The following is a 13929-nucleotide window of genomic DNA, read 5'->3' as shown; positions in this document are numbered from 1 at the left end:
TAGTAGGTTAATATGAATATTTTTTTGTTTCATCGTGATATTAGAGTTGAAGATAATCTAGGATTGCTAAATCTTGTTGAAGAGACCAATGGTGAAAACATTTTCTTGTTTTTTATATATAATAAAAAGCAATTGTATGAGAAAAATGAATATTTTTCACAAAAAGCATTTGATTTTTTGAATAATGCCTTAATTAATCTTTCCAAAAAAGTCAATATTAACTTATTTTATGCAGAAAATGAAATTGAAGTTTTTGAGGAAATCTTGCAAGCCAACAAAATTGAAAGAATTTATATTAATAAAGATTGAAGTGACTTTGCGCTTGCAAGAGATAAGGATTTAAAGCAATTTTGTCAAAAAAATAATATTATATTTAAAGAATTTAATGACTACTTACTATTTAGGCCGGGTGATATTCTAAACAATTCTAATTCCTTTTATAAAGTCTTTACACCCTTTTATAATAATTGTGTTTCTAAGTTAGTAGAAAACTTGCCCACTGTCAAAAAAACTCTTCATTTTTATACACAAATTTACAAAAATAGTAAAAGTTGTTCTTTTCTGCAAGAGTTTAAATATTTTCAAACATTCTTTCCAAATAGCATTGATCAAATATTAGAAATATTAAAAAATAATATTCATGATTATGCAAAAAATAGAAATAATTTAGCAATTGATTCAAATAAAATTTCACCGGCTATTAGATTTGGAATTATTTCAATTCGCCAATTACTTTTATATGTTTATCAAGAAACTAAAAATATTAATCATGAGCTTATTCGCCAATTAATTTGAAGAGAATTTTATTATCATTTCAATTTTCTAGCTAGTCAAACAAACTGAAATTTTGGTAATCCTTGAAATCGAAAATTTTACTTTTTAGAATATAACCAAGCTGATGAAAAACTTAAATTATGAAAAGAAGGTAAAACTGGATTTCCGCTTATTGATGCAGCAATTCAAGAACTACTCCAAACAGGTTTTATGCACAATAGAGCTAGAATGGTGGTAGCATCATTTTTAACTAAAAATTTATTTATTGATTGGCATGAAGGTGAAAAATTTTTTGCTCAGCATTTAATTGATTATGATCCTATAATAAATCATCATAGTTGACAATGAGTTGCGGGATGTGGGGTTGATGCACAACTTTTTACTCGAATTTTTAATCCAATTTTGCAACAAAAAAAATTTGATAGTAACAATTATTATATAAGCAAGTTTTTACCTACTAATTATCAAACAAAACCGATAGTAGATTTACATGAAACATCAAATAAAATTAAGAAAGTATTTCAAGATAATCATATTGATTAGATATATCAATTTAAATTCTTAGGAAATTAATAGTATTTATGTTTTTTCGCTACAAATATAACACCTGATTATATTAATTTTTTAAGTTTATGATATAATTATTTCGCAGTCATTTTTTATGTTCCTAAATTTTAGATTTTTTGTTAAAATGGTACAAAAATTTTGTATAATTAAACTTGCTAGAATAAAAATTTAGCAGAAAAATAGGGATATTAAATGCAGAAATCAAACTTTATATTAAATTTTGCTACCAAACATACTAAAGAAAAAAAGTTAACATTTACTAGTGGATTAATATTGCTAGTTTTGTTACTTTTTGCATATTTACTATTTGTTATAAATTGAGGTTTTCCTTCAGCAGGATTAGGTGGAAAAGCAGGTGGACAGGGTATTAATGGTTACTACTTTCCAACCAGTGATGCTGCACCACCAACCATAGTAAATCAAGCAGTTAATTGAGGTATAACTATAGGTAGAGCTATTGGTTCTATTTTAGTTGGTTGACTTATCGTCAAAGTTTCACATAAGTATGCTGTTATTATTTCACTAGTTTTAATGCTTTTTGGAATAATAGCACCTTATTCACCATCTTATGCTGGATTCATTATTCTTAGAACTATTTTTGCGATTGGTGGAACTATGCAAATAGTTTTTATTCAACCAATTATTTCTAATTATATGAATTCTCGTCAAAAGGCTGTTGTCTCACAATTTGCACCTTTTGTATATCCGATTGGTACTATTATAACTTTGATTCCTTTTGTTACTTCAGATTCTAAAGTTATTTCTGGGATTCAATCTCATTGACAAACTATTCTATTAATTATTAGCCTATTAACTTTAATTCCGTTAATTGGCTACATGATTTTAGGAACAAAATTTGATCTTTATCCTTCAGCAATTGAGCGTGAAAAAGCAAATCCTAACAAAGAACAATTGTCAATCATGAGATTTCTTAAACAAAAGGATACTTGATATTGAACTATTTTATATGGATCTTGATTAATGGCGGTTGTGCTTCCTTTTGCACTATCTAAAGGATTATTCCATCGCTTAGTTCCAGAATTAGTTGTATCTCCAGGGATTTTTGACCAAAAAATTAACTCATTTTTAATTATTTTTCTTTGTGGAATGTTTGTTGGTCCATTTATTGTGGGTCTAGTTTCTAAATATCAAATTAAACGTCGTGGTTTTATAGCATCTGTTATTTCGTTAGGAGTTACCTTCTATGTTTTAGGAGCAATAACTTTTGTATATGGAGCTTCATATGAAGGACCAAATACTTATGGTGGATATTCTATATTATTTTTAATTTTTGGGCTTTTAATGGGAACTTGTTTATGAGGAATTCAAGGAGTTATTCTTAATTTACCTCATGAATATAAAGGTTCTAATCCAAAAAAAGTTGGTTACCAATTTGGTCTTATTTGAGGTCTTGGATATACCGCTTTTACTATTGGGAATATCGTTGTTTCATTAATAAACACTCCCCCAGGAATAGACATTAGAGCAGATGCTAATTTGAGTTATAATTGAGCAGCGGCAGCACTTGCAACTCTAGTTATTTTCTCACTTGCGGCTTCTGTTGGTATTACCTTGCTAAAAGAACCAAACCCAGATTATATTAGTTTTTTCAAACTAAGAAAATCAAACCTTAAAAAAATTATTAAAAAATAAAATACTTTAATTAAATTTATTTACAAACAAAGGAGTTCAAATATGAAATCAACAAAAATTATTCTCATTGGATCTGGTAATGTTGGAAATTCATTCCTTTATTCAGCAATGAATCAAGGGTTAGCTAGTGAATATGGAATTATTGATATTAACCCAGATTTTGCAGAAGGGCAAGCTCTAGATTTTGAAGATGCTAGCGCTTCATTATTAAGACCTTATCGTGTTTTTAAAGCAGATTACAAAGATATTGCTGATGCAGATTTTGTTGTAATTACTGCTGGTAGACCACAAAAACCAGGTGAAACTCGCCTACAATTAGTTGAAGATAACATTCGTATTATTCGTGAAATTGCATACAAAGTTAAAGATTCAGGCTTTAAAGGTTTCACAATTATTGCTTCAAACCCAGTGGATGTTGTTACCCGTGCTTACCGTGATGCTTCAGGTTTTGAACACAATCGTGTTATTGGTTCAGGAACAATTCTAGATACAGCAAGACTTAAAGTTGACTTAGCTAAAAGAGCAAAAGTTTCCCCTGATTCAGTTCAAGCTTTTGTAATGGGAGAACATGGGGATTCATCATTTGTTGCCTACTCTAATATTAAAATTGCAGGTGAGTGCATTTGTCACTTTTCAGCTCTAACAGGTATTCATGCAGATAACTATGAAGCAGAACTAGAATATCCAGTTTCTAGAAAAGCCTACGAAATTATAAGTCGTAAAAGAGCAACTTTCTATGGTATCGGAGCAGCGCTTGCTTCAATAGTTAGAAATATAATTGAAGATTCTAAAAAAATTATGATTGTTGGTGCTAACCTTCACGGTGAATTTGGATTCCACGATGTCAATGTTGGTGTACCAGCGGTTATTGGGAAAAATGGAATTGAAAAAATTGTTCAAATTAGCCTTAATGAAAAAGAACAAGAAAAATTCAGAAAATCTATTAAAATCATTGATGATATTTATACAACAGCAATCAAAAATATTACTGAGTAATTAAAAAAATACACAAAAAAACAACCATTAATTTGGTTGTTTTTTTGTACTAAAATATAGTTCAAAAATCCTAATTCCTTTATAAATAAAGGTTTTTTAAGCCAAACTGAAAAATATAGATAGCAAATTTGTTATCTAAAAAATTATAAGATTAGCAATTATAATTTTTTAGATTTAAGAAAATTTGTAATTGTTTCTTTTAAAGAAGGGTCTTTGAGCGCAAAATCAATATTTGCCTTGATAAAACCTTCAACACTTCCTAAATCATATCTTTGATCTTTGATATTAAATGCATAAATTGATTGATTTTTTAATAAATTTGTAAAAGCATCTGCAAGTTGAATTTCGTTGTTTACTCCTGGTTTTAAATTTGCTAAAATATTCATAATTTCAGGTGTGAAGACATAACGACCAATAATAGCTTTGTTTGAAGGTGCTACCTCAGGATTTGGTTTTTCAATTGCTCCGCTAATTTCAAAAATGCTTTCATTTCTTTGTTTTTGATCTTTTGGTATTACAATACCATATTTATTTGATTCAGAAATTTCAATGTCAGTTACTCCTACAACCGATGAATTAGTTTTTTTATAAACTTCTATTAAATCAGCAATGCAAGGAGTTTTAGAATCTATTAAGTCATCACCGAGAATAACTGCAAAAGGTTCATTTTTTATTTTATGTCTAGCAACTGCAATTGCATGTCCTAGTCCTAATTGTTCATTTTGATAAACAACTTTTATTTTAGCTTCTCTATTTGTAGTTCTAACAATTTTCAATAATTCATCTTTTCTTTGTGATTCTAGTTGTTCTTCAAGAGCGTCATATTTGCGAAAATAATCCATAATTTCGACTTTTCTTGGCGATAAAATTAGGTAGACTTCTTCAATTCCGGCATCAAAAGCTTCTTGAATTAAATAGTCAATTATTGGCTTTGCTAAAACAGGAACTAACTCTTTGTGAACAATTTTTGTTAGCGGTAGAAATCTTGTTCCTCAGCCGGCCGCTGGAATAATACATTTTTTTACTTTCATATTAGTCTTTCTTATTATATTTATAATTATAAAAATTTAATTCGTGCACCATATGATGAAGTTGTATCTTCGACCTCATCTTTATCTGTTAATTGTAGTAATTTTGATAAGTATAATACATCATAAATTGAGTAATGTTTTGAATCATCTTGATCTCTATGTCATGCATCACTAAAATAATTTTTTATTATTTCTTTAGTATTAAGTGCAGTAAAACCTATAACATTACCAATATTAATTGCCCTTTCAATTTGTCTTATCAAACTAGCAATATTGTTTGCAGATTTTCCTTGAATAAATACAGTTAAAAATTTAAAAATAATGCCAGTTTGTTCTTTGTAAAATGATAGTAACTCTTCTAAATACTTTTTAAATTTAGGAATATTATTTTCATTTCAATCACCATCTCAAATCACCATAAGTCTATCAACCCGGTTTTTTCAAGTAAAGGCATGACTATATCTGATAATTGAGTTATTGTTAACAAAGGTAAAAGGTTTGTCACTTTCTAAATTTTGTGATCCTACATTTGTTCAAGCAAAATTAAAAAATCTAGTAAAAATTTGAAAAACATTATTTTTATTTTCATCATTAATCGGGTTAAGTGGTAAATTAAAGGTACTTTCAAAAAAAGTTCTACCTTTTTCTACAGTTTTTCGAGCGCCTGCACCTACAAAAGTAGTGTCTAATTCTGTTAAAATATTTTTATCAAATCTTGAATATTTTTTATCAGCATCATATTTTAATTCAACTGGCAAAGAATATTTAGGTATATTTAAGTTCAGATTGTTAAAATGCGAGGGTGTACTTGTGAAACTTGTAATATTTTTTTCAATTAATTCATGATCTATTTTTGCTTCATTTTTAAAGATTTTTTCTCATTTTTTACTTCTTAATTCTGGCGAATTTATATAAGCCAATGTTTCATTTTCCGCAATAAATTGCTTATTTTGTTCACTGTTTTCTAATTTATCATTTGCTTTTTGTAAATCAGTTTTATTTTCATCTATTATTTTATTCTCATTAGTTTGAGGACTTGTTTGATCAATATAATTTTTTGGTGTAACTAAATTTTTAGATTCCTGATTATCTACATCATTTGTTTTAGGTGGTTGCTGATCATTAGAAGTATTTTTTACCTCATTTACTTTTTGTGAATCAGTTTTAGTTTCATCTATTATTTTATTCTCATTAGTTTGAGGACTTGTTTGATCAATATAATTTTTTGGTGTAACTAAATTTTTAGATTCCTGATTATCTACATCATTTGTACTAGGTAGTTGCTGATTATTAGAATTATTTTTTACCTCATTTGCTTTATTATCTAATAAATTAACATCAGTTTGATTATTTGTAATCTGATTATTTTTAGCTTTGTCAGTTACTACTTGATTATTTGTAATCTGATTATTTTTAGCTTGACCATTTACTACTCGATTATTATTAATATTTGTTTGATTTTGGTTATTTGTCTTTGCGGGTTCTGTTTTTGTTTTTTGTTCATTTTTGCTGGTAACGGGCTTGTTAGTATTTAAAAATTGTAGGATTTTTTTATCTAAGGAATTAGCATTAGCATTAGTATTTTTATCGACTTGCTTATTTTCTATCTTTTTTGGTTGTTGCTTTTCTAAAATAGGTTTAGGATTAGGAGGTTTTTTTATTTCTATAGTTTGTTCTTTTTCTTTTTTAATTAAATTCGGTTTTGCTTTCTTGCTTTTTTCAAAAGAGTTGGAATCAATTTTTTCTGGAGATATTTCATCCTTTTGATAATTGCTGAAGTGTACACCTAAACCTATTGCAGTTACACTACTAACGCTAGTTAAAAGTAAAGATAAAATTACTATATGTATCCTATTTATTTTCATGTATTTAATTATACTAAAATAAAGCTTAAAATTCAAAACACTATAAAAATAAAGATAAAAAAACACAAAAATTCGCTTTTGTGTTTTTTTATCTTTTGGCTTTTAACTATTTTGTTTTGCTTTTGTAAATAAGTTATCCAATCTTACTCGTGAGGATTTATCATCGCGAAATTGGAAAAATATATTTGGATCTAATGCTTGTTTTTCAATAAATAAATCATCGATTGATTTAGTATAATCTCTATTTTTATAGCCCTTAAATTGTGTGTCAAGCTTTTTAGTATCTTTTCCACTATTATCAACTAAGTTAATCTCTTTACTAAATGCAGCTTGTACACCTGCAGCTTTGAGCTTTGTTAGTTGAATAATTTGCTTATCTTGTTTATTTACTTTGATATATTCATCAATACGGCTTGGTGCTATTCTAATTTTGCTTTGAGATTCAAGCAAATATTTCTGATTTAAAAATTTTTCGGCAAATACTTTTTTACCATCTTTGATTTCATATCGAATTGGATAGGCTTCGATGTGAACGTGCGGTGATCAACCACCATTGTTAGACATGTGTCCAATTGCACCAAAAATAGTATTTTTTTCTAATTCTTTTGGATTAGTCGGACTAACATCTTTTACATAAGTTGCTATTCTTGAATTATTCTTATCACCCTGTTCAACTTGTGCTGTTTGACCTAAAAGCGCAAGCTTATTATTGTCTAAGTGTATAAAAAAGAAAACAACAGCATCTACATTACGTAAATATTTGTCCTTAGTTTCTTGACTAATTTCTAGGTCCTTAACATCAACTTGTAATGCAACAGTTGTTCCAATTCCTTCAGCAGGCCCTTGATTTGGTAAGTAGTAAGCTCCTAGTAATTTTGATTTAGCAAAAGTTTTTAGTGGTAGATCAGTTGGTACTAAGACATCTTCACCATAGTGAACTGCTTGAGTTAATTTATCATTAGTGTAGAAAGTACGAAATTCTTTGTAACCACCAGAAGTTAGAAAAGATTTACTCTCTTCATTAATACTATTTCTAATTTCGCCAATATTTCTTCTTTCTAATTCTGGTATATAGACTGAAGCATTATAAGGGGAAAAAATTTGATTTTTATTTAATAATGGGGTTGAAGAATCAAATAGAGAAACAAATTTTGGTACTCCAATATCAAAATCCTCAATATCAAAATCTTGGAAGATAGAATTTTTTGATTTAAAACTAATGTTAGCTTTAGTTGTGCGTGCAACTAAACTAGTATCACTACTTTTTTCTAAAATATTAATTTTAATATCAAAAAAGTTATTTTGATCAAAGTTAGTTACAAAATCATTTTTATTGACATGGGCAAAATCATAGTTTAAAAAACTAATACCACCTTTGAGTTGTACTTGTAAATATTTTTTAAATAATTGTTTGACTTCCTGCTGATCTAGTTGCTTAAAACCTTCAATTTTATAGACTTTTTCTGTACTGTAAGCATTTGTTCCATTACCTGTGGTAGTCACAATAGTTACTAAAATAGATCTTAGATCATCGCCTAGTGTAAGATCTTTTAGATAATATTGACTTTTACTATCTTGAGGAGTTTCTACTGTAAACAAATCAATATCTTTTAGTTGTTTATCAAGATATTTAGTTTTAATTAAAGTATCAGTCTCACCTTTGATTTCTTCCTTAGAATTTAAACTTTCCAGAGCTCTATAAATAGAAACATTAGCTTTATTTTTATAGTCAATTTCGCTAATCATTTTGGTTTTATTAATATTTTCTTGCTTTGGTTTATTTGGAGCAAAACCGCTAATTTGTTTATATATTGTAATAAAATTTTCTCTCTTGTAAGGGTTTTGTTTGTCATCAGCATTATAATATCTAATAGTAATAGGAATATCTAGAATTCTTGTGTCATCATTATTTTCTTGAATTTGATTATAGTTTATTTCATAATAGAAATTATTGAGATCTATGTTGATTTGTTTAGCTTTTGATTGTAAATTTTGTAAATCTAAATTTAATTTGATAAAACGATTTGCCAATTTATTTTGCTTGAAATTTTTGATTTCCACTTTAGCTTGATCTAAAGTTAAAGTATTATTCTCAGCTGTTGGTTTAACTATTTCATTGTTACTATTAATTTGTTGTAATTGTGAAATATGTGATATTTGAAAGTCTTGATTAATGTTGATTAATTTGGAGTTAGAATTTTGTACTTGATAAGGTACTTTAGCAAACTCTGCTGTTATGAATTGTTCTAAATTATTAGTTTTAAACAAATCAATATTAAATTGTGGTTCATAAATTGAATAGTAAGGGTGCTTTTTATTTAATTCTAAATTAGTAGAATTTGTAAATAAATTAGTGTTATTAGTAGTATTTATCCCACAAGAAACCACAGTAGAAATGGTCAAAGCAGGAGTTAATATACCTAAAAATAGTTTATTGTATTTTTTTCAAAACATTTTTTTCCTTTGTTAGATTTTATAAATTAAAACTTAAGTTTGAAACACTGGCAATACCTAAAAATATTAGACTTAAAATTGTAGGTATTAGAATAGTTATGAGTATGTTAATAAGGATTTGTCACAAATAAAGTCTAATATTAAAATTATTAATTTTTCTTATTGCTAAATAAGGTATGATCACTAAAGTTGATCATAAATTAAAATTGATAAAACCGGTATTAATGTTAATAATAAAGAAGAATAGTAACAAGATAAATAAAACAATCTGATGATCAAATAAAGTTAAATTGGCACTAAAAGGAATTCTTGGAATACTCATTAAAATAAAGACAAATAATGAACCAAAAAAGATTTCTTTTTGTAAATAAGTGGTAATTTTAGGGGTATTTTCAATCATTATTATTTTGTGGAAATCTTCTTTATATTTTGAGATATTTTTTACCATTTTTATATATAAAAAGAAGGCCAAATAACCAAAAATAACACCTAAAATTTGACTGATAAAAATATACAAATAACCCTGATAAAGTAATGTTCCTGTAAATGAATTTGTCAAGCCTTTGATAATTGATTCAAATATGACAACTTGTGGTATTAAAAAGGGTTTGATATCTGAATTTGATAAAAATCCAGAAGCTGCTTGAGCGATAAAAAGTGCTGAAAAAAATGAAAGAGTATAGAGAAAGCTTGAAACAAAAATATTTGATTTTAGTTGATATATAATATGTTTTGATGCCAAAAAGAAAAATATTAAAAGTAGTGATCCTAAAAACTCAATAAAGGCAACTCTAGTATTTCAAAAGACAGAAAGCATTTCAAATTTTGTCATTGTACAAACCTTATAACCTAATCATTTTTCATAAAAAGTGTTTATTTTTATAGAATCTTTTGACTAATTACTAGATTTTATAATATCATCAATTGCTTCTAGAATTTTATTGGGCTCAGTAATTGTTGGATTTTCAACACGAGTACTTTCAACTAATGCATCTTCAATGTTGTTAGAAATTTCGGCTATAGTTTTGTTTCCAGTATCTGATACAAGTGTAGTATTTTGTGATTTAAGAGCATTCAACATTGATTCCAGCGAAATAATAACTGATTGTAAATTGAGCGCTTTTATATAAGGAGCTCAGTGAATCTTACTACTGTCTACTTGTTTTACACTGATTCCTTTTTCCTTTTCTTGATCATTAATTTCTTGTAAGTATTTTTGTTGTAATTGCTTTAGTTTGTTAAGATTTTCTTGGTTAACTTGAGATTTAACTGGGACAAAATAGGCGCTTTTTTCAGCGATAAAGTTAATATTAGACATCACATTTCCTTCAATGTCATTTCAACCATTTAATAATCAATTCAAAAACTTAATGGCACCTTTATCAATATTTTGTTTTCCAGTTTTAATCCCAATTAAGGATGATCCACCTGATCAATATACTTTTTTTGCTTGAGGATTAGCTTGTAAAATTTGTGGAGCTAAGTAAACATCATGAATTGTAGAAACACTTTTTAAATTTGCTGCAGCCTCTTCAGGAGTTGCTGCGGTTGATGAGCGTGAGCTTGGTGAATCTACTTGACCTTTAACAGCAACAGAAGGTAAAATACTAATCACACTGCGATAGTTGAGTATATCTTTATATGATCATTGTGAATTTTGTGGATTTTTTCAAAATTTAAACTGAAGTGATTGCAAAAAAACTGGCTTGTTTTGCTTATTTGGTAAATCAAATCTAATTTTCTCAATTTTTGTTAGTTTTTGTCATAATTTAGAAAATTTATCTCTTAAATTATTATCTGCCATAATTGGAAAATCAAATTTTTTTAAATTATCATTTGGTTTCCAAAGCGAACTATCGGTTTTACTAATAAGTGTCTTAATAAAAAACTGATCACCATAGTCAACTGTAAGCAAAAAACTATCTTGAGTATTTTCATCAAGGTTTTTTAATTTATCTTGATCCACTTCAATGTTTGTCATAAATTTGTCAACAAAATCTAGTAAATTATCTATATTTTCAAAGGTTTTTTGATCAATGTGAAAGTCTTCAAAAGATGTTTTAGACTTTGCTTTAATAGCATAAAATAAACTATTTGATGGTGTATTATTTCCTTTTTGAAGGCTATCTTGAGCTTTGAGATAAAGTGGCATTGATTTATCTACTTTACCACCATTATTTTCAATAATATTGAAAATAATTCTTAAATTATCTAAATTAAAGCTAGTAGCATCATTTTCATTAATATTAAATGGAATATTATAAATTGGATGATTAGCAATTTTGATGCTATTATATTGAGAAATAATTTTGTCATCAAATAAATTAGAATTAATCAAAGATTCTGATAAATCTAAAAGTGCCCCATGTTCATTAGCAGAAAAAGCAGTAGCAGCATCTGCTAGAGCGATAGAAGGAATTTTATCGCTTTTATTGTTTAAAAGATTAGAAACATTCCTTGCTGTATCTGCTTGCGAATTGGCTTTGGACTCAGTATTAAAAATTAATTTAACTGGAACAAAATCTTTATTATTTTTGAAGATTCTATTATAGTAAGCTATCAATCCTTTTTCTCCTGCTAAAGCTTGCATAAGTGGTCATTGTGGACCTTGAGAAGTTGTAAAAAGGATTTCATCATCTTTATTAGCTTGAACTCCACAAGCAACCAAAAAAGACATAGGGGCTAATATCGTGCTAGCGCCTATGAAGGTTTTCAATTTTACTTTCAAAGTATTCTCCTATGTTTTATTAAAATAAGTAGTAAGCAAATAAAATTATAACAAAATAATTATCCAAGCATTACTGTATTGTCTAATAAAGTTTTATTTTGACAAGTATATCACCATTTAGTATGTAAAATCATTGTTGTTAACCAACATTATTTTTAAGTATATATTCAAAAATTAGTTTTCTAGCCTTTGCTACTTTTTGATTACTGCTGTCATTAAATAAATAAGTGGTTTTTGAATTATTAATAGTATTTAATAATGATTGAAGGGATAAAATTGCTGAATTTAAATTAAATAAAGTTAAATAATCATCTCAAGGAATAACTGCGGAGTCTCTAGTTTCAAAATTTGTGCTTGGTCCATATTTTTGTTCATTTTTATACACTTTTGTGTAAATATTTTGATACTTTTTCTCTAGTAATTTCAGTGTGTGTTTGTTAGTTAATGAAGCAAGAGGTAAAAAATAACCACTTTTTAATACTATATATTCTCAAGTAGGGATTTTTTTACCACCAGTAAGAATATTTCCTGTGTAAATCCACTCTAAAAATTTGATAGTTGCTTTATCAATTTGAGCATCATCACTTTTAATTGCAATTAAAGAAGAACCGCCCAATCAATAAACACTACTTAAGGAATTTTGACTAGCTTTAACTACTTGGGGTTTTGTAAAAATATTGCTGTATGTTGCAAAAGTTTGAATTTTTGCAAAATCATGACCATTATTTGCAAACTTGTTTCTAGTTACTAATGAATCAACAGAACATCTAATTCCCACACCTGTAACATAACCAAAAGCTGCTTTTTGATGTAAGATGTCATAGCCGCCTCATTCAGATTTTCTTCAATCTTTGAATTTAACAGCATTTACAATTTTTTTCTTTTCTCCAATTTGCAATTCAATTTGATTATTTTTTGTAAATAGCTTGATTTGGCTTGTGAATTTGTCTATCAATTTTTGATTGTTAGATAATTGTTGAAATATTTTATCATTGGTGAGTTTTTCTGTTGTAACAAAGTTACTAGAAATGAAAGCTTTTAAAAATATCTGATCACTATAATCAATAACAAAAAGGTTAAAATCATCACTAAAATCGTCTAAATCAGAAATTTTTGCTCTATCAAAAGTTATACCTTGGACAAACTTGTTTGCAAACTCAAGTGATTCAAAAATATTTTCAAAAGTTTGATTGGAAACAATAAGATCTTGAAAAACATTAGAATTTTTTGGTTTTAACACTCTCAATAAACTATTTTTTGGTAATTTATTTCCTTTATTTTTTCTGATTTGTATCATTAAATTTACATCAAAGTTAGAATCAACATGGCCACCACCTTGTTTAATTATCTCTATTATTTTTTCAAAAGTATTTAGATTAAAACGTAATGAATCAATGTCGTTTGCATTAAAAGGTAAATTCAACATTGAAAAATTTTGCTCATGTGGATTCAATTTTTTTTGTACATTTGTTTCAAAAATAGTTGAGCTTAAATTAGTTTTATCGAAGTTTAAGTTTTTGCCAAACTCTTTTACTACTAGTGCACTGCTATAGTCTGATAAGACAATTTGTGGAGTTTTTTCTTTATTTGTAAACAATGTTTGCAAATAAAGACTAATTTCTAATTGATTATTAACATTTTTTTGTTCTAAAAAATCAATTTCTACAGGTAAAAAATCAACATCATTTTGAAAAGTTTTGTTGTAGTAAACAATCAATCCTTCTTCATTTTTACCTTCTTTATTTAGAGCAACAAATAAAGGTCAATTAGGATTTTGACTTGTTGCTAAAATAACTTTTTTCTTCTTCATGTTCACTTATTCCTTTAAATATGCAAAATTATATAAATAAGATTGTAAATA

Annotated in this window: 9 protein-coding genes; 3 read left to right on the top strand and 6 right to left on the bottom strand. The window is 27.2% G+C overall.

All coding sequences use genetic code 4. The annotated features are described in order from the left end of the window. Positions 1–12 precede the first annotated feature (12 nt). The 3 genes from MCJ_RS02920 (at position 13) to MCJ_RS02910 (ending at position 3990) form a co-directional block, all read left to right on the top strand. Complete coding sequence (locus MCJ_RS02920; protein WP_012751803.1) at positions 13–1317, top strand: cryptochrome/photolyase family protein; 1305 nt, start codon at positions 13–15, stop codon at positions 1315–1317. 216 nt (positions 1318–1533) lie between these two features. Continuing rightward, positions 1534–2994, top strand: coding sequence for a hexose phosphate transporter (locus MCJ_RS02915; protein ID WP_012751802.1), 1461 nt, complete (start codon positions 1534–1536; stop codon positions 2992–2994). Positions 2995–3036: 42 nt separating this feature from the next. Next, the gene (locus MCJ_RS02910; RefSeq protein WP_012751801.1) at positions 3037–3990 is read left to right on the top strand and encodes an L-lactate dehydrogenase; all 954 of its coding nucleotides are present in this window, start codon (positions 3037–3039) and stop codon (positions 3988–3990) included. 158 nt (positions 3991–4148) lie between these two features. Here the strand turns inward: MCJ_RS02910 and MCJ_RS02905 are convergent, their stop codons facing one another. From MCJ_RS02905 to MCJ_RS02880, 6 genes are all read right to left on the bottom strand, one after another. Continuing rightward, the gene (locus tag MCJ_RS02905) at positions 4149–5021 is read right to left on the bottom strand and encodes a UTP--glucose-1-phosphate uridylyltransferase (RefSeq protein ID WP_012751800.1); all 873 of its coding nucleotides are present in this window, start codon (positions 5019–5021) and stop codon (positions 4149–4151) included. A gap of 26 nt (positions 5022–5047) precedes the next feature. After that, positions 5048–6886 carry a hypothetical protein gene (locus MCJ_RS02900; protein WP_012751799.1) on the bottom strand — a complete coding sequence of 613 codons (1839 nt, stop codon included), beginning with the start codon at positions 6884–6886 and terminating at the stop codon, positions 5048–5050. 102 nt (positions 6887–6988) lie between these two features. Continuing rightward, on the bottom strand, positions 6989–9340 hold the full coding sequence (locus MCJ_RS02895) for an MSC_0775 family lipoprotein (RefSeq protein ID WP_012751798.1): 2352 nt from the start codon (positions 9338–9340) through the stop codon (positions 6989–6991). Between the two features lie 19 nt (positions 9341–9359). Next, a complete protein-coding gene (locus tag MCJ_RS02890; RefSeq protein WP_012751797.1) occupies positions 9360–10172 on the bottom strand; it encodes an MAG4940 family membrane protein in 813 nt (270 codons plus the stop codon). A gap of 63 nt (positions 10173–10235) precedes the next feature. Next, complete coding sequence (locus MCJ_RS02885; protein ID WP_050731556.1) at positions 10236–12068, bottom strand: P68 family surface lipoprotein; 1833 nt, start codon at positions 12066–12068, stop codon at positions 10236–10238. A gap of 139 nt (positions 12069–12207) precedes the next feature. After that, on the bottom strand, positions 12208–13878 hold the full coding sequence (locus MCJ_RS02880; protein ID WP_012751795.1) for a hypothetical protein: 1671 nt from the start codon (positions 13876–13878) through the stop codon (positions 12208–12210). Positions 13879–13929 lie beyond the last annotated feature (51 nt).

This window comes from Mesomycoplasma conjunctivae (genome assembly GCF_000026765.1).
Lineage (GTDB): Bacteria > Bacillota_I > Bacilli_A > Mycoplasmatales > Metamycoplasmataceae > Mesomycoplasma > Mesomycoplasma conjunctivae.
The sequence above is the reverse complement of the archived record's forward strand: the minus strand, read 5'-3'. Positions and strand labels throughout refer to the sequence as shown.